Source organism: Rickettsia endosymbiont of Thecocarcelia acutangulata, from assembly GCF_964263195.1.
Lineage (GTDB): Bacteria > Pseudomonadota > Alphaproteobacteria > Rickettsiales > Rickettsiaceae > Rickettsia > Rickettsia felis.
In genome coordinates this window covers 556272-580191 of the sequence record NZ_OZ181652.1, presented here as the reverse complement: position 1 = coordinate 580191, position 23920 = coordinate 556272, and the positions used below count along the sequence as shown (strand labels likewise).

Here is a 23920-nt window from a genome sequence, read left to right as displayed (position 1 = left end):
CAGCCATAGGCTGCGAAGCAATCTCGTCAAATATCCTGAGATTGCTTCGTCAAAACTTGCAGTTTCTTCTCGTAATGACGAACTGACTAACTATCTTTTAACTCACCATGCTGTCTAGCAATTTTAATCAGCAATTTAATATTTTCGTCCGTTATATTAGAATTTGGAGCTAAATTTTTAAATTCATTTACGCTCATCTCTCCTAAATCTTCTATGGTCTTTATGCCATATTCGGCAAACTTTAATATTAATTCAAGCGGTAATTCTAATATATCTATTAATTCTTGCTCAACTCCCAGATCCTCTAGCTTTTTGATAATCTTTTCATTCTTAAGGTCGACGTAATTAATAGCTCGATTTTTGATCTCTACGGCAAGTTCTTCCTCAAAGCCTTCGATTCTTGTTAAAGCACTAACTTCAATAGTTGCAATTTGTTCTACCGAATTAAACCCTGTTACTGATAAAAGCTGTCCTATAACTTCTTCTACATCTAAAGCTTCCATAAATAATTCCGTAGAAGTTAAGAATTCTTCATTTCTTCTTTTTGATTCTTGCTCTTCGGTCATTATATCGATATTCCAACCGGTAAGCTTAGAAGCTAAACGAACATTCTGCCCTCTTCTACCTATTGCGATACTTTGATTTTCTTGTGAAACTACTACTTCTACCTTATGCCTATCCTCATCAATCAAAATTTTTGTAATTTCCCCGGGTGCAAGCGGTGCAAGAGCATTAACTATAAACTGTGCAAGGTCATTACTCCATAATACTATATCAATTTTCTCTCCGTTTAACTCATTCGTTACGGCTTTTACTCTATTGCCTCTAATACCTACGCACGAACCTACGGGATCTATACTACTATCCGAAGCAAATACCGCTATTTTTGCTTTTGAACCGGGATCACGTGCTACTGCCTTTATTTGAATAAGATCTTCAAGAATTTCAGGCACTTCTAGCTTAAATAGCTTAACCAGCATTTGGTTATCTACTCTAGACAAGAAAATCTGAGACCCTTTTATTTCTGGCCTTACATCCTGTACATATGCTTTAATACGATCACCCGGCTTAAAATTCTCGCCTTTAATCAGCTGTTCTCTCTTTATTATTGCTTCAGCCCGATTTAAATCAATTATTACATCACCATATTCTATTCTCTTAACTGTTCCGTTTATAATCTCACCTTTTCTATCTTTAAAGTCATGATATTGTTTCTCACGTTCAGCTTCTATAACACGTTGAGTTATAACTTGTTTTGCAGCTTGAGCCGACACTCTAGCATGATCAATCGGCGGTAAATATTCATATATCTCACCATCGATTTTAGCTTCCGGATTTTTAGCTAAAGCTTCTTTAAGTGAGATTTGCATTAAGTAATCCTCTACATTTTCTACTATTTTTAGAATTCTTAAAAGATTTATCTCGCCGGTTTTCCTATTTATTTGAGCTTTAATATTATATTCATTACCGTATTTTTTTCGTCCTGCTACTTGTACCGCTTGTTCAACCGTTGAAATCAAAACTTCTTTTGATATTCCTTTCTCACGAGCTACAGAATCTATAATTTGTAAAATTTCCACATTACCTATATTAGACATACATTATCTCTTATTGCTTTAGGTTCTTGCGTACAATTTCTAAAAAGATTTAATTTTGGTTATTTTTTAAAAATACCTCAAAATAGTAAATCAATTAGAAACCTTCGCAGAACTTAGTAATTTTCTAAATACTTCTTCAGTTAAAACTAGATTAGCATTTTTAATTAAATCATAATCAATTATTAATTCTTGCTCTTCACATTTTAAATATATTTTATTATTTTCAGCTTTAATTATTTCACCCTGATAGCGAGTTTTGCCGTTCAATAATTCTTTAAGTTTGATTTTAACTTCTCTTCCTAAAAATCTATTATAATTTTCAAACTTTACTAACGGACGTTCTAAACCGCTTGATGCTATTTCTAAAGAATAGGCATCTTCTATTAAATCTTCAACATCTAGAATAGCGGAGATAGTTCTACTTGCTTTAGTACAATCTTCCACAGATATTTTTTCACCGTTTAAGCTATCAATTAATATCTCGACTACTTTAGGATTAACACCTTTGAACTTAACAAGAACTAACTCAAACCCCATATCCGTCAAGGATTCTTCTATTACATTTGTTATTTGTTGTTCAATAGTTTGCATATTCGATGTTTATAACAAAAAAGGTGGGATAAACCCACCTATCTATAATTTTTATAATGCTTATCCGTAACGAAAATACACTAATTAGAATATATAAGCAATATTTAACTTTATATTTTTATAAAACTACATATTTATAAATGGGCAAATACTCGATAACCCCTCTTGTCCGCTTAGAGATGGATCATAGTCTCCTCCTGATGAACAAAACTCTTCTATATGAATCTGAGTATACATAACCCCCATTTTCTCTTCTAATATATGTTGCACATGATTGTTAAAAGAATGAGGACCGCAAATTTCATAAGTTTTGCCTTTTAGCATACCTAATAAAAATTCTTCAGCTATTCTACCGGTATGATAATGTATATTATCGTTCTCATTAATATTATTATAACTATCTTGAGTATAAAATTTATCATAGTGAATTTCAGTATCGCATATTGCTGCAATATCAGTTAATTTTTTTACAGCTGCATCTAATTGAAATGTGTCACTGTTTTTATTTTTAGTAGAGTGAATAATGTGAATAACGGCAGGAAGCTTAACATTTTCTTCATTTGTTATACTATTAATTCTAGAAATAGAATGACTTTCTCCCGACCCGCCGCTGATCAGAACAAGATCTTTATTGTTTTCTATATCCGATTCAATATATGAAGGGTGTACTTTTACTAGCTGATTTTCAGAATCAAATAGATAATTTGTTACAGTTCCATTAGGATTTTTCTTTATTAGACATTCATAATAATAACCTTCTTCATCATAACCAGTTTTTATAACTGTAAATTCTTTTTATAACTGTAAATTCACTGTATTTTTCTCCTACTTTAACAGTAATAACTTGCCCATGTTTGTGCGGTATTACTTTTTGTTCATTTTGTCTATAAAATTTTATTTTTGCCGTATTTTTATCAGCACTTTCTATTTCGATTTTTATTTTATGACTTTCAAAACTCTCTATATTATACTTTTCTTTTAATTCATCGTATTGCTTCTTTTCGGTACTTACAAAATGCTTTCCTACTATATTTAATATTTCCGTTACCAGCTTGTTACCCTCATCTACATTTGATATAAGCTCTTCAGCAACAGGTTGATATAACTCTGAAGGAATATTACGCCCTACATGTATACCGACAATTTTTGATACCGCATTTTTAAATTTATGATCATTCTCTAATGCTGATTGGATTACTTCTAAAAGATCTACTTCATCTGTTTCACTATATGAACTTAAAACCTTTAGAATACTAATGCCGGTAAGATTTAAAAAATTTTTCATTGCATTTGGCTGTATTCCTTTCTCAGGTTTTTCAGTATTAAAACTATTACTATTAAAAAATTCATTTACCACTGCTTCATATTTAGTTGCTAAATTTCCATAAAAATTTAAAGATTTAGTAATATCAAAATTCTTAAATAGCTCAGCAGCTTTTCTTATTTCTTTCACTATAGTTGTTCTAGACATAATAACTCTTTTTTTAATAATATAAATTTGAAATTTGCATAATATGCATTTAAAATACATATTATAGTAACTAGACTTATATAGACGTTTTTTTGTATATTCAAGGTAAAAATAAATAAAATTTTTATGCAGTTAACAAGTTTTACTGACTACGGATTACGTAGCCTTATATATCTTGCTTCAAAACCGGAAAGAGTTTGTAGTGTAAAAGAGATATCAGAGTACTATAATATTTCCCTTAATCATTTGGTAAAAGTGATCCACAGATTAGCACAATTAGGATATATTAATAGTAGTAAAGGAAAAGGAGGAGGAATTAAGCTAGCATTTAGCCCTTCTTCCATGAAGTTGGGAGATATAATAGAAAAATTAGAACCTAATATGGATATAGTAGAATGTTTCAATAAAAATACTAATAGCTGTAGAATTACAAATTCATGCCAATTTAAACATTTTATTAAAGAGGCAAGTGAAGCATTTATAAAAACATTGAATAATTATACATTAGAAGATGCAATGATTACTAAAACAATTCAAATTGAGGATAAAAAATAACCATTTTTTCTTTTTCCGCATATTAAAAATTCCTTATTTCCCTTAGCTCCTAGTATTGGACTTTCTATTATACCGAATATTTTAAAATTGTGCTCTTTTTCAAGCCAAATTTTGATTTTATCGCATACTTTTTGATGTAAGAGAGGATTTTTAATAATTCCTCCCTGCTCTACTTCATGCTTTTCGACCTCAAACTGCGGTTTTATTAAAGCAATAAGCATGCAATCTTCTTTAGCTAAATTTAGTGAAGTCGGTAATATAGTAGTTAAACTAATAAAGCTAGCATCACAAACAATTAAATCAGGCTTCGTTGTTATTTGCTTATCGGTTAAATATCGTGCATTAGTCTTCTCAAGCACTTTAATTTGTGGATTGTCACGTAATTTAGGATGAAGTTCACCATAACCGACATCTACGGCAAAAATTAATTTTGCTTTACGTTCAAGTAATACTTCGGTAAAACCGCCGGTGCTACTACCTATATCAATACAAACTAAATTTTCGGGATCAATTTTAAAATAATCCAAAGCAGCAATTAACTTTAATGCTCCTCTTGAAATATAATTATGCTGCGGTAGCTTTACCTTAATGTCGGTGTCATTTATATTAACCTGTATCCCAGTCTTAATTAACTGCTCATGCTTATTATGTACTTTACCTTGGATAATCAAGCTTCGTGCTATTGTAATATCCGTTACAAGACCTTTGTGCAGCAAATATTCATCAAGCCTTATTTTAGTCATTTTAATATCTGAGCGATTTGTCCTAATGGGGTTAAATTAGTATTTAAAAAACTACCATCTTGCTTTCCATTATAAACTAAATAATTTTCAATATTAGGATCAAATTTAGAAAAATAAGTTAGATTCTTAATAAAATCTTTCTGCAAAGTGGAGTTAAATTTAATCTCTATCGCTTTTATCTTACCGCCCCACTCACCGACACAATCTATTTCATGACCTGTTTTATCGTGCCAAAAATAAAAATTCGCCGGTAACCCTAAATTTAATCTACCTTTTAAAAGCTCTAAAATTACTAAATTTTCATATAATGCCCATTTAAGGTAATGAGTTTCTAATTGTTTATCTTGTTCAAGTCCTAACAAATTACAAGCAATACCAGTATCATAAAAATATAATTTTGGCATCTTTATAAGTCGCTTGTTAAAATTTTTATAAAACGGATGGAGAAAGAAAATAATATAGCTTGCTTCTAATATGTTAAGCCACTGCCTAGCCGTAGTATGTGAAATACCGCAATCTTGTGCCAAAGAAGAAAAATTCACAATCTGCCCTATTCTACCCGCACATAACCCCAAAAAACTACGAAACTGATTTAGGTCACCAATATTTTGTAATTGCCGTACATCTCGTTCAATATAAGTTTGAGTATAGTACGGATAAAAATCAAGCGAGGATATATTTAAATTATGCAAAGAAGGGTATCCCCCTTTAAATATAGAAGTTAAAGGGTTTTCCGTTTTTTGAATTTCAGATAAACTCAAAGGTAATAAAGTAACCATACCAACACGCCCTGCAAGAGATTGGGTTATATTATGATTAAGAGCAAAATTTTGAGAACCGGTAATTACATATCTTCCCTTTTGAGGCAAGGCATCTACTACACCTTGTAAATAAGATAATAGCTCCGGTACATGCTGCACTTCATCAAAAATAGCCCCATTATGATATTTAGATAAAAAGGTACGCATGTCTTCTTTTGCTTGCAATCGAATGTCTAAATCTTCTAACGATACATAAGGTAAATGAGGAAATAGCATTTTAGCTAAAGTAGTTTTTCCTGATTGCCTAGGACCGGTAATACCAATTACAGGAAAAAACTGAGAAAGCCGCTCTATAACTTCTTTAATACTACGCTGAAACATAGTCAGGCCTATCCACTTGAATTTTATAGTTTCAATTTAGCACGATTTAATTTTATATTCAAGAATTACCGCTTAAATCCTCACTAATATATGTCTTTTTTTACCGGCAGAGAGCTTTATAACATTTTTATCAAGTAGGAAAGTAGTATTAATTATCATATTCTCATCTGCAACCACCTCATCATTTATTTTAGCACCTTTCCCTCTTATAAGTTTGCGTGCTTCTGACTTAGAGCTAGCAAGACCTGCTTCATGAAATAACTCATACGCACTAATACCTGCTTGTAATACCTCCTGCTCTAAAACAACGGTAGGTAAATTCTCATCGATTTCTCCTTGTTCAAATATCTTTACCGCAGTTTTTAAAGCTGATTTTGCTGCCTGCTCCGAATGACAAAGCTTAGTTAGCTCATAAGCAAGCTGTTTTTTAGCTGCATTAATATCTTCAACCGCTAAGCTCTCAAATTTATTAAGCTCTTCCTCCGTCTCACTATATAATTTAGCAAATCTAACTATGTCAGCATCTTCGCAATTACGCCAATATTGGTAATAATCATATGGGCTTAGTAGGTCTTCATTAAGCCATACTGCCCCAGCAGCAGTTTTACCCATTTTAGCACCGGAAGCGGTCGTAAGTAGCGGCGTCGTCATACCGAATACTTCCTTGCCGCTTATTTTACGGATTAAATCCGCTCCCATTACAATGTTACCCCACTGATCGCTACCGCCAAGCTGCAGGCTGCAATTATAATGCTTGCTTAAATAGTAAAAATCATATGCTTGCAACAACATATAGTTAAACTCTAAAAAGCTTAAATGCTGCTCACGCTCAAGCCTTAGCCTTACTGAATCCATAGTTAGCATGCGGTTTACCGAGAAATAACTACCGAAATCCCGTAGGAAATCTAAATAATTAAGAGAATCAAGCCACTCTGCGTTATCCAGCATTATAGCATCACTTCCACTTTCGCCGAACTTGATAAATTTCGATAAAGATTTTTTAATCCCTTCAGCATTCTTAGCGATATCTTCTTTGCTTAAAATTTTACGAGCTTCGTCTTTCCAAGTAGGATCACCGATTTTACTCGTACCGCCGCCGATAATTACAATAGGCTTATGCCCATGCTGCTGAAGCAACCGTAATATCATTATCTGCATTAAACTACCTATATGTAGCGATGTAGCAGTACAGTCAAAGCCTATATAAGCCGCTATTTTTGTTTCTTTCGTTATAGTAGTTAATCGATCCAAATCGGTACATTGATGGAAATATCCTTTATTTATAAATTCTTCTATAAAACTCATATATTACTTCTTATTATTGTTTGCTGCTTTTCAAAATTATCTTTAGTATCTTGTTCATAAGGATCTAACTTATCACTCATATGCATCTTCTATTTCTACATTTGGTTTATTATAAAGTATGTAAAGACTTTGTCTACAATATAGAGTATCTCCAAAGTAACAGTTTAATATTTCTAACTAATATTTTAACTTAACTTAATTTTAATTAACTTGTTTGACTTGATAAATAATGGTTTAATAAAATAACAGCTATTAAATATAGGGGATTTATGTCAACAGAAAATACGGAAAAGTCAATAAAAGAAAGAACAAAATTTAATAAAGTTGGTAAACAAATAAGCGAAAGCGAACATCAGGCAACGCACAATGTTTTGAATACACCAAAAAGAAAACAAGCTGAAGTAAATAAACCATACCAAGATTTTACACCTTTTTCAGAATCTAACCCAAAACAAGAGCTAAAAAGGAGTCATCAAGGTTATGCAAGCTCTATCGAAACACCGGCTCCTAAAACAAAGCCTATTTCAACCAAACCTCCACAAGTCGTTGCAAAAAACTTAAATGTTGCTAGCAAGAATCCCGTTACGGCTATAGCACAAAAATTAATAAACAAATTTACGACCGGGAACAAGCCAATGCATAAAACTAAACAATCTCCTACTCCGTCGGCTAGCCCTACTAATAAATCAACCGGCAAAGGTCAGGGTAATAGTAGATAAAATTTTTTTATATCATTCCCGCAAGGCTGCTTTGTTGCGTAGACGGGAATCTACTGTGTCACCCCCGTGGCTTTATAGTACCGGACAATTTTTATTATATGTCATTCCCGCGAAAGCGGGAATCTAGTACTTTAAAGCTTTTTTAAAGTTTTATCCTAAAAAAACGATATAATAAAAAATCTTTAAAATTAAGATTTTTTAGCCTGGATCCCCGCTTTCGCGGGAATGACATCGAGGACTTTTTAAAAATTGTCCGGTACTATAGGCTTGTTGCATGGCTCGGTAAACCCCACTATGTCACCTAGTTCGCTTGACCACGTGGTCCATAAAAACAATAAAAAATATTAATAATTTAGTATTTTAAGCTGGATCCCGCAATCAAGTCGCGGGATGACAAGAGTGAAGTTGAGTCATGCAGCAAGCCCGGTCAAGCCACGGGACGACAGAGATAAAATTGATCCACACAACAACACTTTCCCGCTTTTAGCTAGGAATGACATAGATCCGTATAACACCAGGACCTTTTCACAGAAAAATCATCAATGTATTTTTAACTAAATAAGGAATTATTAATTTTTTTAGTAATTTATTAATAATTCCTCTTGACATGTGCCAGGCTATTAGTGTATAATGCACCTAAGACAAAAAAGAAACTATCAATAACGCATTATAATATTTAGTCGGAATATATTAATTAATTATTACTTTCTTAACTAAGTATTAGATTTAATCAAAATTTTTAAAGGAGATAAATTATGTTTAAATTTTTTTCAAAAAATACAGATTCTAATAATATACCATCAGAAGTAGTAAACAAAGTAGTAAATAATTCGACTACATATGCAGGAATAAAAGTTTCTGACGCAACATTTAACTACTTTGCAAGTGCTACAAAACATTTTGCAGACGCAACAACGGCTGCTGCAAGCTGTGGAGCTTATGCTACTTTAACTGCTACTTACGCTGCTAAAACAGCTATTCAAGGTGTTCTCGAACTTTGTGCTTACAAAGAATTTGCCGCTGAAGTAATGACCGGACATGCCTTTGGTATAGTTATGCCTGAAGTTGTAAAAACTGTAGTAGGTACAGCTGCAAGTGCTATTTATCACTATCCTACAGCTGTTATGGCAACCTTTGTCACAGCAGCAGTTGTAGCTTCACCGGAAAATGCAGCAGAAACTGTGAAGAATGCAGCTTGCACAGTGATGAAAGCAGCAGAGTGTGCATATCACGATGTAGCTGGTATAGTAAATGTAACAGCAGGTGTTGGACATTTTGTTTATGATAACTTACCAAGCTACGGCGAAATGGATCTAGTCGGTAGCGATAGCATGGAAACAGTAATTCCATGGATAGGAGCTGTCGCATAAATCTCTAAAATAGCTAATAACTAAAAAAGCTACTCTGTCATACCGTGGGCCCGCCACGGGATCCAGTAAAATAACTAAAAATACTAACAACATTAGTATTTTTAACTAGACCCCGTGGTCAAGCCCATAGTACCGGACAATTTCTATTCCATGTCATTCCCGCAAAAGCGGGCATCCAAAAAAAATATTTATACTTGTCATTGCAAAGAGGCATTATTGCGTGGATATCTAATCGTCATTGCAAGGAGTGTAGCGACGTGGCAATCTCTCTTGAGATTACTTCGTCGGCATAAATGCCTCCTCGCAATGACGGGGATAGGCAGTACTAGATCCCCGCTTTCGCGGGGATGACATGGAGGTCTTTTCAAAAACTGTCCGGTTACTATAGGTCAAGCGAACTAGGTAACACAGTGGATTTTACCGATCCACACAATAATATCTACTCCCTCCCAAACACCTCTCTCTAAAATATTCTCACGTGCTTTTTAAGTAGTAACTTAATAATATTTAACTTAGTTTAATTTAAATTAACTTGTTAACAGCGTTAAATAGTTGAATAATAATTTAATAGAATTAGTAAATAAGTTAGGGGCATTATTATGTCGAAAGACAACCAACCAACTAAATCACCTATTACTGAGAAGCAGATTAAAGAAATTATTAATGGTGCAAGAAACGATATACGTGATATAGAAGGTTATGTTCTAGGGCAATTAAAAAATCAAATAATAGCAGATAAAAAACCTATAGATATCAATAATGAAGATTTTAAAGGAACATTTGAAGCTGATCCTAATGAAACTTCTACCGTAGAAATAGACGGGAAAAAAGAAGTGGTAAAAAATAACGTTATAAATGTTCCGGCAACAATACTTGCAATAACCGAAAAAATCAATGACGCACAAGATAGAGGAGCTTCATCTAATAATTTTGCAGAACTTAAACAAGAAATGGAAAAGTTTTCTACTGAATTTCGAGAGGCTTTTACTTCTAATGAAAAAATAAATAATCTAATAAAAAATCGTTTTAAACAAGAAGTTATAAATGAAGCTGTACCTTTTAGTGAATTAATAAACGGTCAAGACGCTCAAATGAATATGGGCGAGAAAAAAAAACTTAGTTAACAATATATATAAAAATATAGAGATACCCGACAAGTTATATGAAGATATAGTTATAAATGGAAATAATAGCCTTAAAGATCAGCTAGTAGTAAAGATTATCGGACCGGAAATAAAAAAAGCATTTGGCCATCCCCCAATTACTCTTAAAACTAGCTCGGATATACCTTATGAAGTAACAACTTTAGACAAAAATAAACTAATACCCCAAAATATAGAAAACTTTACCAAAGCAGTAAATAATAAGCTTAAAGAGTTAAATGACAGACTAATACTTAATAAGAAAATATTTGAGGATTTAAAACAACTCAATACTTCCATTAGTGATACTCAAATTAAGCAATTTGAAAATTTTTTATCCAAATTAGATACCCCATCTTTAAAACACCATGAAAACAGAATGGCTATTGTCTTGCATGGTATACATAAGAAAGCTGAACTTTCACCTTTGGAAAAAATTTATACAACAATTACCGGACAAAGCCAGGAAGAATATCAAGCTAAAAAAGTAGAAAAGATCTTAACAATGGAATATCCTAACTATAAAGTTATAGATGATATCAAAAGCTATAAAAGCTCACTTCAAACACCTACTCCGGTACAAATAAAGCAAGAAAAAACAAAACTCGTAAAACAAGCTTTAAATACACCGGTTAAGGCAGCTAGGAGTAATCAAATTCAAGCACCTACTTCAGTACAAACGCAAGAGAAAGCAAAACACGTAAGACAAGCTTTAAATACACCGTCTAAGGCACCACCTAAACCTGCTAGGAATTTCAAAACTCCAAATCAAACACCCAATACCTCTAAAGATAGTTCAAAACAGCATGAAAGATAATTTTTTTCAACTGATAAGATATTGACTCAAACTTTGTAAGGCTCGCCTATGCTATCATATAACCGGACAGTTTTTGAAAAGCCCTAGATGTTATCCCTGCGAAGACACATGAGTGTCAACTTAAGAGAGGTGTCATCTCGTATCTTGACCGACATTGTTGCATGGCTCAAAAAACCGGCTCTATGTCATTCCCGCGTGGCCTTGTTGCGTGGACCTGCTTTTCCGTTATTGCAAGGAAATTACGTAGTAATTGACGAAGCAATCCAGTTAAAAATTCTGATTTACAGAATTTTTTTAATCTTTTTCTGGATTGCCACGTCGCTTCGCTCCTCGCAATGACGGTTTTGGTATCTACGCAACAATACCTTCCCGAGTAGGCGGGAATCCAAGGCTTTGGGATGTCATCCCGTGGCTTGACCACGGGATCCAGTTAAAATCCTAAAATTATTAGGATTTTTTATTGTTTTTTATGGACCTAGTTAGCAAGCCACGGGGTGACACAGTGGGTTTTACCGGTCCACGCAACAATGCCCGCTTGCAATGACGATTCGGTATCAATGCAACAACGCCCAAAAACGGGAATGATATAGAATAAAAACGATCCAGTTACCTTACTGATATCTGTTATATTTTATAATAATAAAATTTTATTTCGTTGTTTTTAAAGGCATCTTTTTTATTCCTAAAACCCTTTTTCAAAGAGCTACAGGAAAAATTAATATTACCGGCTTGAGCCGTGTCCGGTCCTTCATTTTTTATTTTCTCTATATCCTTACTACTTGGTACTACAACGGCAATATGCCCTGCTCTTTTTGGGTTAGCATTTTTATATACGGATACAACAAAATATCCTTGATTAGCAAATTTTTGTGCTTGAATAAAATTATCATCACGATTTCCTGCTTTAACAAAATTCCATCCGTTCTTTATTCCGTCTGTTTCAAGCCACTCAGCTTGCTTATTTGATAAAGTAGGTATAAATTCTTTATCGCTTTCAGGATGAGGAAGTAGAGACTTATTCGGAAGCCCCAAGGCTGCATTAGCAGCATAAGCAAAACAACTACAATGAGTCAAACGCCTTAACTTAGGAGAGTTATATTTTTCCGTTTCTTCTAATAAAGTTTCTCCCGACTTACAATTTATTACATTACTTTTCTGCCATTTTTCCTCAACATTTAAAGAATTAATTACCTCTAAATTTTTTTTAGCGGCTTCCGATATATTGTCTGCTTGTACAGTCATATTAATTTATGAACCTCTATATACAATATATAATATGATAATTCAACTATTAATTGTAATTTTTTATATTTTATTATTCAGAGAAACATCAGAACACTCTATGTTTCTTGACAAATGCTATGCTTTTATATATGCTTCTTCGTATATTAGCAACAAGAAATAAGGCTTAGAAATAAGTACTTCAAGCTTAGCACCCGTAGCTCAATTGGATAGAGTATATGACTACGGATCATAAGGTTAGGGGTTCGACTCCTCTCGGGTGCGCCATTCTTCATTTTTCGGTATTTCTACAAAAATATCAAACGGCGGACGCAGGATAAAGTCAAGCTTTTTGCCGTTTAATGAAAGGTTCGGTAAAACTAATTTTTATTAATTGTCTTTCACCAAATCTCTAAACTAAGCAACTTTTCTCTTTCTTCTAAATAGTAAATTAAAAAGAAATATTAATAATTTAATTAAGCAACAAGCCGCCTTAATTTCATTCATTTTTAACTGTGGAGCTGGTGCATTTCAAGCATCAACCTTGCGGCAAAAACTTAATAGAGGCGAATACCTAAACGCTGCCGGTGAAATGCTTAGATGGGTAAAAGCTAAAGGCGGTGTTAAGCTGCAAGGTTTAGTGAAACGTCGGCAAATAGAGCGGTCTTTGTTCTTAAGCAAAGCAGATACAGCCTCAATTGCTAATGAGGCTACCGTTACTTCAAATGTAGAAACTAATTATTTAAAATAATTAACTAATACATTAAATTACCAATTGTAGTTATTACTATTAATTAATATCTCTTATTATTTCCTTTAGTCTCCTACATATCAATAAAATACTTAAAACCAATCTCAATTTATTTATTCGTACTTTTAGTTAAATTTCTATTGCTTTCTTAAAGCTCTTTATTATGATTCTGTCTATAAGCTCATTTTTAACAAAAAATTAAAATTTATAGAATTTAATAAGGATAAAAATATGAAAGAATTAATAGAATTTCTAGAGAAAAGAAGATTAAATGAACAAGCCGAAAGTTTAAGAAATGGAGGAACTACGCTTGACCTTTCTTGGCACTACATAGAAGATGAAGGAGTGAATTTACTTGCTGAGGCTCTAAAATCTAATAACTCTTTGACGTACCTTAACCTTGGAAACAACGACATAGTAACTGAAGGAGTGAATTTACTTGCTGAGGCTCTAAAATCCAATAACTCTTTGACGCATCTTTACCTTGAAGGCAATAGCATAAGAGATGAAGGAGCGAAGTTATTTGCTGAGACTCTAAAATCTAATAAGTCTCTGACTAACCTTAACCTTTCTTGGAACTACATAGGAGCTGAAGAAGCAAAGTTACTTGCTGAGGCTCTAAAATCCAATAACTCTTTGACGTACCTTGACCTTAGAAGCAACAAAATAGGAGCTGAAGAAGAAAAGCTTATAGAGAGTTATTTACAAAGAAATAGAACTATAGCAGGAAAAAAAGCAGAAAGCTTAAATGTAGAAGGTAATGAGTTATACAATCAAGGAGAGTATAGTGAAGCTATAAAAAAATATAAAGCTGCAATAAAAATTACAAAAGAATCTTTACATAAGGAAAATAAATTATATGAAGAAAATAAAGCAATAGCAGAAAAGAAATATGAAGAACAACAAAGCGGAACAAATCGCGACACTGTAATAAATAAGGTAGAGGAAATAATATACGAGAAATCGCTTTTGAATCATCCGAAATTGCTACAAACTGCCTTAGATAATAAACTAAGCCCTGATTTAATTTATGATGCAATTACTAATAATGATGAGGAGCTTATTTTAGCCGGATTAATAAGTGTAGGGTATGATGTAACACAAATTAATTAAGTTACAATAGTTGAGATTTAATCTCACATTTAATAAAACTATGAAGCAAGAATTATTTGATATGGCTATGCGTAAAAAGATTTATACTGATCTTGATGATCTACAACTTGACCTTGATATTTGGTTAGAACATTATAATAATGAAAGACCTCATTCTGGGAAATATTGTTATGGTAAAAATCCTATGCAGACCTTCAGATATAATTTTTATAGTGCCTGTAAGATTAAATCTTGACCTCTACAACAACAAAAATAGTAATTTATTCTGACTTGATACTTTACTAGGAAGCTAAGCTAGATGAGTATTTATTTTAAAAAAAATAATAAGATATTTATATAAGTTAATACATAAATTAAATATTCTGAAATGTAATCTAAATAAAAAGTAATATAATTTAATAAACTGTAACTTTTTTAGTTACAGCTGGTGGTTCCATTTCCAATGATTAAATGCTTTTAATTGAGTAGCAGCATCACTATGTACAGTACTGGACAATTTTTAAAGTTAAAAAATTATTTTGTTATTGCAATTTTTCAATTTTTACTGTAATTGTAATCAACTATTATTAATAACAATAGACTTATTGCATAACGTAGTTAATAAAGAGGAATTTGAAGAAAACACGAAGCACAGGACCGCAGCATACATTGATAGTACGTGAGGATGAGGGGCTAGGATTGACGTACAAATTACCTTTAGAAACAAGTTATGCAATAAGTCTAATAAAAAGTAACTTTTTATGGAAGATATAAGCTCTTGGAAAGAAAAGTTTGAAGTTTGCGTTTATGCTAAGAAACTACTTGATAAACTTGAATATTTAAACACTAACGTAAAAAAAACTGTAGACCTTAAAGAAATTAAAAAAGGTATCTACTATGCACGTAAATATCACGGTTCGCAAATGCGTCAATCCGGCGATCCTTATTATTCGCATCCGATTGAGGTGGCAATTATGCTTACGGTATTTGTAGCTGAAGAAGCTCCTAAACTTTATACTTCTAACATGATAAATGCTGCTCTACTTCATGATACTATTGAAGATACAGAACTTACCGAAGAAGTCATAACTACAATTTTTGGGCTAGAAGTAGCAAACCACGTAGAGGGTTTAACTAGAATCAAACCTTACGGAAAAATTAGTGCAGAAGAAAGCCTCAATTTATTAATTCAGCAAAAAAGATATGATACAGCTCTCATAAAATTATTTGATAGAATCCATAATATACAAACATTAGGAGCTAAATCACCTGAGAAACAAATAAAAATTCTTGTGGACACTTTAAAAAACTTCATAATTTTAGCTACTTATTTAGAATTATTTGAAGTTGAAGCAAAATTGACACAATATTGTCTTCAAATAAGTTCTCTTAAGTCAAACCTACAGTCTTCTCAAATTCATCAAAGCTCTTATCAGAATTCAGACTTACAGACTTATTCCTCTCTAACTTTTCAAAATGATTCACCCCTAGTGCGAAGCCTATACTGGCTAAAACCATTACAATAATGAGTCCCCAATGCTCGATATCTAAATATATTAAGCCAAATGAAGTAATAACATAAACAAATGCACGTGATAATGCGTGAATCAGACTCACACTAATATAACGTTTGAATATAGGAAAATGCTTAAAAAAGATTGGAACTCCTATCATACGGCTAGTACCGAAAGAAATAATAGCCCTTTGAATCAATAATAAATCAAAAGGAGTAGCTGCTTTATAAATTAAATAGGAACAAACTAAAGCAAAAACAAAAAATATAGTATTTAGTGTTTTAAGTATCTTTAAAGGATGTATTCTATAACTTAAGTAACTTATTATAATTAAACTTCCTACTTCAGCAAAAGATAAATAAAAATTTTGATTGATTACTTCCTCGATACTATAATTGAAAGAATTCTTAAGAATATCACCGCAGTAAATATAAGCTACATAAAAACATAACGGCCACATACAATCTATGAATAGTAAAAATAATGATGTTAATTTATTCACGTTTTCATTATATATAGGGTTCTTTAAAAGAACATTTGGGTCTTCATCTACTTTATTAAATATATTTTCTAAGCGTCGTTTTGCATTTACAAATTCAGGGGTTTCACGCAAAGTAGTTCTTGCTGCCATTCCTATTAAAGCAATACCGGCTCCAATCCAAAAGGCTAATCTCCAATTAAATCCATAAGAAGTAACTAAAGATGCAAGTCCTAAAGCAGCAGTTCCTCCAAGTACTGAAAAGACTCCAATTAAGCCTACTACTTGATAACTTTTTGGAGGTTTTATAGTTTCGGTAAAATAAAGTTCTACTTCTATTACTTCACCGATTGAAGACATACCTTGGAGAATACGACATATTATTACAATTATTGAAGCAGTAATACCAATTTGAGCATAAGTTGGAAGATTAGCAATCATTAGACAAGAAATCGTCATTATTGAAGTAGTAATAATAACCGTTGATTTTCGCCCTATACGATCTCCTAACCAACCAAAAATAAATGCCCCGATTGGACGAACAATAAAGGGAGCAGAAAAAGAAAAAGCTCCTAAAAGAGCGGCAGAATAAGGACTATGAGTTGGAGCAAAAAATATTTCGTTCAAAAATACCCCCATATGAATATATAACATAAAATCTACATATTCTAGAAACGTACCTATTGAAAGAAGACCTACCGCTTGCTTTTGTTCTCTTGTTAAATTTCTTTGTTCTTTTACATGACCGAGCATAAATTCTTTGATAAAAAATTAAATTGTAAAGAAATTTATACTGTTTTATATAAAAGTCAATAGGAATTTTTGCTTTATACGATAAATAAAGAAATGAAGTGCAACTTAACCTACTTCATATACTAATGCGTTGATCTTATGTGAATATGGCATAATCTCAACGATAATGGAAAACTAAGACCTACTAAAAACCAAGTTAAATAAAATTTATAGCCCAAATATTGTTTGAATAAATAATTAATATATTCAATCAAAGCTACTGAAGCGACAATTATAGCTAAATTAATAAAACGATTTAATTTTGATTGAGGAAGATCAAAATATTTATAAAACAGCCACCAAGAAATAGTAAAACCGAGTAATCCCCAAAATACCGTCCATACCCAAGCAAGACAATTCACCTCAATAATTGTAAGATAAGCTACCATCGGTACGGTTAATAGCCATAAAAACGCTCCAAATATATAAGGGTATTTTTGAATAATCTCTTCTTTGGTTAAAATATATAACAGCAATAACCATTATTCCAATTGTTATAGAGGCAATAATATCAACCGGATAATGATAGCCCTTATAAATCAGCGAACCCATACCGGTTAAAATCACTACTACTATTATCCTTAATAAGGAGTGTCTAATATTTGCAAAAAACCAACCGTAAAATACTACGCTGCTGCTCATATGACCGCTAGGAAAAGCAAAACCTTTAATATTTAGAGCAGGATTTAAAGGTATTTCAAATGTATATTTTAATAATATATTTAAAATTGTAGTGAAAAGTAATACACAAATAGCTTGTGCAAATAGTTGCCTTCTAAATATAGTAAATCCGAGTATTATAATAATCTCATAACAATATTCTTGTCCAAATAACAAAAAAAATTTTGTTAAATATTGAAAAAAAATATCCTTATTCATTGCTTTACTTAATTTTATTTATATATAATCGAAGTTATCATAAATAATAAGCTATAGATATGAAAAATATTTTTCGCAAATTTGTATTTGCTATTTTCTTATGTTTAATAAATTTACAACTAATTGCTGCAAGCTTTAGCGAAAAAATACCTTTATATTTTAAGTTAACTAACGAAAATCTGTTAGTAGGGCAAAATTCGTTAAATATTGACCTTTGCGACTCTAGAATTAAAGAATGGTGTACAAAGCCGCAAAGAGAGCTAGGGCTTAACGGAAAAAGAATGAATGATTACATATCTATTTCGCCTGATATTAAAGGAGAATGGCGATTTGGCTGGTGGTATAACATAAATTTTACTCCAGAAAGCAATTTTGCAGCTCATCAAACTTATAAGATTACTATCGAAGATTATATATTTCCTCATTTTATCAGTCTAAAAAGTAATAATATAAGTTTTACAACTTTACCTCTATTTCCTGTTATTAAAGAAATGAATTATCTACAGGATAATATCGATATTTCCAAAAAATTCGTTCAAACTAAAATAGCCTTTAACTACCCTATAGAGCCTAAAACTTTAGAGGAAAGAATAGAGTTTATAAAATCTTCAACCAAAGAAAAATTACCGTTTTCTATCAAATTCAACACTGATAATACGGAAGCTACGATTATTACTAATATTCCGCCGCTTACAGATAAAGAAGATACTGTTTCCGTAATTATAAAAGACGGTGTTAAACCTCTATATGGCGGAGAAATTTTTACATATAAAAATGTAGAAGATCAAAATAATAAGACGCCGAATAATATAAGATATTCTTATAAAGAAAATGTATTAATTCCAAGTCTATCCTCATATTTAAAAATCACTAATAGTACTGCTACAATTGTTAAAGATGATAAGCTAAAACCGGAACAGATAATTATAATTACTACAAATACACCGGTTTCGGGTGAGGAAATAAAAAAACATTTAGAGTTATTTTTATTACCGCAGGATAAGCCGGCTTTCTTAGGAGTTGCAGGCAAAAAAAACTATAAATGGCAAAGCTCGAAAGAAATAACCGATGATATTCTTAAATCGAGTGAAAAAATAAATTTTGAGCTTTTACCTTCCGTCCCAAGCATTACTACTATGCATAGCCTTAAAGTAGATACCCTTGCCTCAAGAACTTTGCTTATTAAAGTCAATAAAGGTGTTAAAACATCAGATAATTTAACACTTGGCTCCGATTACTCTCAAATAGTACAAATACCCGATAATCCTAAAGAAGTTAAGCTAATGTCTGACGGTTCTATTCTTTTATTAGCCGGCGAAAGAAAGCTTCCCGTATATTCACTTGGCATAGATAAATTATATGTAGAAATCGATAAGATTAATCAGCAAGAAGTTAATCATTTAATCAGCCAAACAAATAGATATAATATTTTCCAAAATCCGACTTTCATAAATGAATATAATTTTAATGAGTATAATATTTCCGAGGTATTTCAAGAGGAAGTAATAGTTAATTCCCCCAATTTAAATTTACCTAATTATACCGATTTAGATTTCAGCAAATATTTTAATTTAGAAGAAGCAGGCAGCTATTCTAAGGGATTATTTCTAGCAAAAGTTTATGCTAAAAACAATAATAATAACATTATATCTCAAGATAAAAGATTAATTTTAGTTACCGATCTTGGTTTTATAGTAAAAACCGATAAAAGCGGAACACATCATATATTTGTTTCTTATATCAGTAACGGTAAACCGGCCGGTGGCGTTAAAGCAGATATTATAGGACTTAACGGTGAGGTGTTAGTAAGCAGTAAAACCGATAGTAAAGGACATGCCGTTTTATCAAATATAAATGATTTTACAAAAGAAAAAACTCCAGTGGCTTATATATTAACTACTAAGGATGATTTTTCGTTTATGCTGTATAGTAGAATTGATAGGCAAGTTAATTATTCTCGGTTTGATGTAGCAGGAGCCGTTAGTTCCGATCAAGGGTTAAAAGCTTATTTATTTTCCGATCGTGGCATCTATAGACCAAGCGAGCAAGGCCATATAGGTATTATGCTCAAACAAACCGATTGGCAAGGAAAATTTGACGGCTTACCTTTAGAAATACAAGTAACTAACCCTAGAGGAAAAGTAATAGATAAAAGTAAAATAGCTCTAGATGCAGAAAGATTCGGCGAATATTTATTCTCAACCCTTGATGATTCCTTAACCGGCTTATATAATATAAGCTTATATTTAGTAGGAGATAAAGGCACAAATAACTATCTTAATAGCGTATCTGTCAGGGTTGGTGATTTTCAGCCTGATCGCATGAAAATAAACATAAACTTCAATAACTCACAAGATGAGCTATGGACGAATCCAAAAGATCTTAAAGCAAATGTTAATCTTATAAATCTTTACGGCACTCCTGCAGCAAATAGAAAAGTCAGCGGCTTTATTGATATTAGACCCACCGAGTTTTTCGTACCTAGCTTTAAAGAATATAAATTTTATAGTAGCAAAGGAAATAAAGAGTTTTTTAACGAACGTTTAGGAGATATTACTACCGACTCTACAGGTACGGCAAATTTTGATCTTAACCTTGAAAAATATTATAACGCTACTTTTAATCTAACATTTTCAGCAGAAGGATTTGAGCCTGACTCAGGAAGAAGCGTAAACGCAAGCAAATCGCTTATAGTTTCACCTCTGCCTTATATTATAGGATTTAGAAGCGATAGCGATCTAAAATATATTAAGAAAAAAACTACTTCAGCAATAGAATTCATAGCCATATCAAATAAAGCAGAAAAAGTAGCTACACCTAATTTAACTCTTAACTTAAAAAAGATTAATTATGTAAATAACTTAGTAGCAGATAGTAACGGTAATTATTCTTACAGTTCAGTACCTATTGAAACTAATATATTTCCGCCAAGGTTAATATCACGGCAAATGAAAGTTATATTTATAACGTGCCTACTAAAGAAGCAGGCGATTACGTTATTTACTTAACTGATAAAGAATATACAATCTTTGCTCAAGCTGAATTTTCGGTAATAGGTGAAGGAAATGTTACAGCTAATTTAACAGACAAAGCAAATTTAAAAGTTAAACTTGATAAAGATGATTATAAAGCCGGCGATAACATTCTTTTAAATGTTATAACTCCTTATACAGGTTATGGATTAATTACTATCGAAACAGATAAAGTACATAATTTTGCATGGTTTAAAGCTGACGAAAATAATAGTATTCAAGAAATAAAAATCCCTGACGGTTTTGAGGGTAAAGGATATGTAAATGTACAATTTATAAGAGACATAGAAGCTACAGAAATCTTTATGTCACCGTTTAGCTATGCAGTAGTACCGTTTACTGCTGGCATTTATAAACATAAACAAGATATTGAATTAACGCTTCCTGAAAAAATTAAATCAGGCGAAAAATTAACAATTAATTATCACACTGCAACCCCAGGTAAAATCATAATATTTGCCGTTGATGAAGGGATATTATCATTTGCCGGTTATCAGACTCCCGACCCGCTTAATTACTTTATTAACTATAAAGCCTTGGAAGTCCGAACATCACAAATCATGGATTTAATATTACCTGAGCGTCCTTTATTAATGAAAGCTTATATGGCGGCTCCTGCCGGAGACGGTTTTATAAATGTCGCTCGAAACCTTAATCCATTTAAAAGAAAAAGCCAGCCTCCAGTAGCATTTTGGTCAGGAATTTTAGAAGCAGATCTTGATGAGAGAGAAGTCACATTTGACATACCGAGCTATTTTAACGGCACTTTAAGAGTTATAGGGGTAGCCTCAAGCCTTGACTCTATAGGAACTTCCAAAGCTGATTTATTAGTCCAATCCGATCTTATTATCAATCCAAATTTACCTTTATTTGTAGCTCCGAATGATGAATTTACAGTACCAGTAACAATATTTAATAACCTAAAAGATTCAGGAAATGCTCAGGTTTTTCTAAATATTGAAACAAGTGAAGGACTTAAAATATTAGATTATCCTAAAGAGATACCGATAGACGAAAATAAGGAAGCTACTATTAATGTTAAATTAAAAGCGACTGATAAACTCGGTTCAGCAGATTTAAAGGTTGTGGCTTCTATAAATCACCTAAAGCCGGGTATAATATCTATGGCAGTAGTGCATAGCTCAGAATTAACTAGTACTACGAGCGTTCGCCCTGCTAGTCCGAGCGTTACAACAGTCGATACAGGCTTTATTACAGACAACAAAGCTAATTTAAAAATCTTGCGAGATTTATATCCTGAATTTGCTAAGCTGCAAATTTCCGCTTCTAAATCACCGCTAGCTATTATTTCCGGCTTTAAAGATTTCCTAGATAATTATCCTTATGGTTGCACTGAGCAACTAATAAGCCAAAATTTTGCTAATGTTTTATTATATAATGAACAAGAGCTAGTTCAGATTCTTAAAACTGATCGTAAAAAAATGGATGAATCATTATCGAAAATATTCCAAACTTTATCGGAGCATCAAAATTATGACGGTGGATTTAGATATTGGAACAATTTTAATGACGATTCCGATCCATTTATTTCCGTTTATGCTATGCATTTCTTAAGCGAGGGAGCAACTAGATATTTAGCCGTTCCAAGTGATATTTTTAATCAAGGTATTTACTACTTAGAGAATATGGCGAATAGATCAATCAGCTCTTTAAATGAAGCAAGAGAAAAAGCATATGCGGTTTATATCCTGACAAAAAATAGCGTTATTACTACAAGCTATATTGCAAATATTTTAAAATATTTAGACGAGTACCATAAAAATACATGGCAGGATGATTTAACTAGCGTTTATTTAGCCTCTAGCTATAAAATGCTGCAAATGAATGAAGAAGCGGATAAATTATTAGATAGATTTACTCTAAATAAACCTATATCAAAAACAGACTATCAGTATTATAATCCTCTAATAAAATATAGTCAGTATTTATACTTAATTTCTATACATTTTCCGGAAAGGTTAAAAAACTTTGACCCAAAAATTGTACAGGATATCGCTCTTTTTGCTAAGGATAACTATAATAGTCTATCCGCAAGCTACGCCATTATGGCAAGCCTTGCATATGCTGATAAGATAAGTAATGTAGATGAGGCTAATATTAAGGTAACTTCTACAGGTAAAGAAGTTACTTTAAAAGGCGATAAAGTGATGATTGCTGAGCTGTCGGTAGAAAATAAGGATATAGACTTAACTTCCTAAAGCAACGGCTTTTTCTATCAGCTTCTAACTTCAGGCTATGACAAAGTTTTAAAAGAAAATAAAGAAATAGTTCAAGGTATAGAGATAACCAAAAAATATCTCGATGAAACTAATAAAGAAGTCAGCAAAGTAAAATTAGGTGATAATATTACGGTGGAAATCACCATGCGTTCAGGTAGCAATAAAACCTTAAGCAATATGGTGATACTTGATTTATTACCGTCAGGCTTCGAGCTTTTACCGAATAACAACAATGTAAATATATTAGAACGTAATCCTGAAACGATGATATGGAAACCGATATATATAAATAATCGTGATGATAGAGTGATGATTTTCGGTACTATTTCTGATCAAAAAATGACGTATCAGTATAAAATCAAAGCGGTTAATAAAGGCATATTCGCAACTCCTGCTATTTACAGCGAAGCTATGTATGACCCTCATACCTATTATCGCGGCACTATAGGCAATATTGTTGTGGAGTAG

At 32.2% G+C, this 23920-nt stretch carries 17 protein-coding genes, 1 tRNA gene and 5 pseudogenes; 12 read left to right on the top strand and 11 right to left on the bottom strand.

Features of this window, described 5'->3' with window-relative positions:
* Positions 1 to 86 precede the first annotated feature (86 nt).
* The 4 genes from nusA to ACE38Q_RS03090 all read right to left on the bottom strand — a co-directional run bounded on the left by nusA (position 87) and on the right by ACE38Q_RS03090 (position 3660).
* Positions 87 to 1598, bottom strand: coding sequence for a transcription termination factor NusA (gene nusA, locus ACE38Q_RS03105; RefSeq protein ID WP_500190063.1), 1512 nt, complete (start codon positions 1596 to 1598; stop codon positions 87 to 89).
* A gap of 90 nt (positions 1599 to 1688) precedes the next feature.
* Positions 1689 to 2189, bottom strand: a complete 501-nt coding sequence (gene rimP / locus ACE38Q_RS03100; protein ID WP_500190062.1) for a ribosome maturation factor RimP — start codon at positions 2187 to 2189, stop codon at positions 1689 to 1691.
* Positions 2190 to 2315: 126 nt separating this feature from the next.
* Entirely contained in the window at positions 2316 to 2513 is a 198-nt protein-coding gene (locus tag ACE38Q_RS03095; RefSeq protein ID WP_052326395.1) for a hypothetical protein, read from the bottom strand.
* 439 nt (positions 2514 to 2952) lie between these two features.
* Positions 2953 to 3660, bottom strand: a complete 708-nt coding sequence (locus ACE38Q_RS03090; RefSeq protein WP_500190061.1) for a globin family protein — start codon at positions 3658 to 3660, stop codon at positions 2953 to 2955.
* 126 nt (positions 3661 to 3786) lie between these two features.
* On the opposite strand from ACE38Q_RS03090, the gene ACE38Q_RS03085 reads away from it, so the two are divergent.
* On the top strand, positions 3787 to 4215 hold the full coding sequence (locus tag ACE38Q_RS03085) for an Rrf2 family transcriptional regulator (protein WP_500190060.1): 429 nt from the start codon (positions 3787 to 3789) through the stop codon (positions 4213 to 4215).
* Here ACE38Q_RS03085 and ACE38Q_RS03080 read toward each other — a convergent pair.
* The 3 genes from ACE38Q_RS03080 to tyrS form a co-directional block, all read right to left on the bottom strand.
* Positions 4194 to 4958 (bottom strand): TlyA family RNA methyltransferase, encoded by a 765-nt coding sequence (locus ACE38Q_RS03080; protein ID WP_500190059.1) that lies wholly within the window; start codon positions 4956 to 4958, stop codon positions 4194 to 4196. The genes ACE38Q_RS03085 and ACE38Q_RS03080 overlap by 22 nt on opposite strands.
* Positions 4955 to 6100: an ATP-binding protein gene (locus ACE38Q_RS03075; protein WP_500190058.1), complete on the bottom strand. Its 1146-nt coding sequence runs from the start codon at positions 6098 to 6100 to the stop codon at positions 4955 to 4957. The genes ACE38Q_RS03080 and ACE38Q_RS03075 overlap by 4 nt, the downstream gene beginning before the upstream one ends.
* 72 nt (positions 6101 to 6172) lie before the next feature.
* Entirely contained in the window at positions 6173 to 7405 is a 1233-nt protein-coding gene (gene tyrS / locus ACE38Q_RS03070; RefSeq protein ID WP_500190057.1) for a tyrosine--tRNA ligase, read from the bottom strand.
* A 269-nt stretch (positions 7406 to 7674) separates the two neighbouring features.
* On the opposite strand from tyrS, the gene ACE38Q_RS03065 reads away from it, so the two are divergent.
* From ACE38Q_RS03065 to ACE38Q_RS03050, 4 genes are all read left to right on the top strand, one after another.
* Positions 7675 to 8124 (top strand): hypothetical protein, encoded by a 450-nt coding sequence (locus ACE38Q_RS03065; protein ID WP_500190056.1) that lies wholly within the window; start codon positions 7675 to 7677, stop codon positions 8122 to 8124.
* A 755-nt stretch (positions 8125 to 8879) separates the two neighbouring features.
* A complete protein-coding gene (locus tag ACE38Q_RS03060) occupies positions 8880 to 9494 on the top strand; it encodes a hypothetical protein (protein ID WP_500190055.1) in 615 nt (204 codons plus the stop codon).
* A gap of 599 nt (positions 9495 to 10093) precedes the next feature.
* Positions 10094 to 10618: a hypothetical protein gene (locus ACE38Q_RS03055; protein ID WP_500190054.1), complete on the top strand. Its 525-nt coding sequence runs from the start codon at positions 10094 to 10096 to the stop codon at positions 10616 to 10618.
* A 397-nt stretch (positions 10619 to 11015) separates the two neighbouring features.
* A complete protein-coding gene (locus tag ACE38Q_RS03050; RefSeq protein ID WP_500190053.1) occupies positions 11016 to 11453 on the top strand; it encodes a hypothetical protein in 438 nt (145 codons plus the stop codon).
* A gap of 624 nt (positions 11454 to 12077) precedes the next feature.
* On the opposite strand, the gene ACE38Q_RS03045 is transcribed toward ACE38Q_RS03050, so the two are convergent.
* A complete protein-coding gene (locus ACE38Q_RS03045) occupies positions 12078 to 12695 on the bottom strand; it encodes a hypothetical protein (RefSeq protein WP_500190052.1) in 618 nt (205 codons plus the stop codon).
* Positions 12696 to 12885: 190 nt separating this feature from the next.
* On the opposite strand from ACE38Q_RS03045, the gene ACE38Q_RS03040 reads away from it, so the two are divergent.
* The 6 genes and pseudogenes from ACE38Q_RS03040 (at position 12886) to ACE38Q_RS03015 (ending at position 16043) form a co-directional block, all read left to right on the top strand.
* Positions 12886 to 12962, top strand: a tRNA-Arg gene (locus tag ACE38Q_RS03040).
* Between the two features lie 175 nt (positions 12963 to 13137).
* Positions 13138 to 13338 (top strand): annotated as a pseudogene (locus ACE38Q_RS03035) (lysozyme); the annotation flags it as partial.
* Positions 13339 to 13656: 318 nt separating this feature from the next.
* Positions 13657 to 14538 carry a tetratricopeptide repeat protein gene (locus ACE38Q_RS03030; protein ID WP_500190051.1) on the top strand — a complete coding sequence of 294 codons (882 nt, stop codon included), beginning with the start codon at positions 13657 to 13659 and terminating at the stop codon, positions 14536 to 14538.
* Positions 14539 to 14566: 28 nt separating this feature from the next.
* A pseudogene (locus tag ACE38Q_RS03025) lies at positions 14567 to 14737 on the top strand (integrase core domain-containing protein); the annotation flags it as partial.
* A 370-nt stretch (positions 14738 to 15107) separates the two neighbouring features.
* Positions 15108 to 15258 (top strand): annotated as a pseudogene (locus ACE38Q_RS03020) (palindromic element RPE1 domain-containing protein); the annotation flags it as partial.
* 20 nt (positions 15259 to 15278) lie between these two features.
* Positions 15279 to 16043, top strand: a complete 765-nt coding sequence (locus tag ACE38Q_RS03015) for an HD domain-containing protein (protein ID WP_500190050.1) — start codon at positions 15279 to 15281, stop codon at positions 16041 to 16043.
* A gap of 142 nt (positions 16044 to 16185) precedes the next feature.
* On the opposite strand, the pseudogene ACE38Q_RS03010 reads toward ACE38Q_RS03015, so the two are convergent.
* The 3 genes and pseudogenes from ACE38Q_RS03010 to ACE38Q_RS03000 form a co-directional block, all read right to left on the bottom strand.
* Positions 16186 to 17262, bottom strand: a pseudogene (locus ACE38Q_RS03010) (MFS transporter); the annotation flags it as partial.
* 122 nt (positions 17263 to 17384) lie between these two features.
* Entirely contained in the window at positions 17385 to 17663 is a 279-nt protein-coding gene (locus ACE38Q_RS03005) for a hypothetical protein (protein WP_500190049.1), read from the bottom strand.
* A gap of 1 nt (position 17664) precedes the next feature.
* Positions 17665 to 18180, bottom strand: coding sequence for a phosphatase PAP2 family protein (locus ACE38Q_RS03000; RefSeq protein ID WP_500190048.1), 516 nt, complete (start codon positions 18178 to 18180; stop codon positions 17665 to 17667).
* Between the two features lie 59 nt (positions 18181 to 18239).
* Here ACE38Q_RS03000 and ACE38Q_RS02995 point away from each other — a divergent pair.
* A pseudogene (locus ACE38Q_RS02995) lies at positions 18240 to 23920 on the top strand (alpha-2-macroglobulin family protein).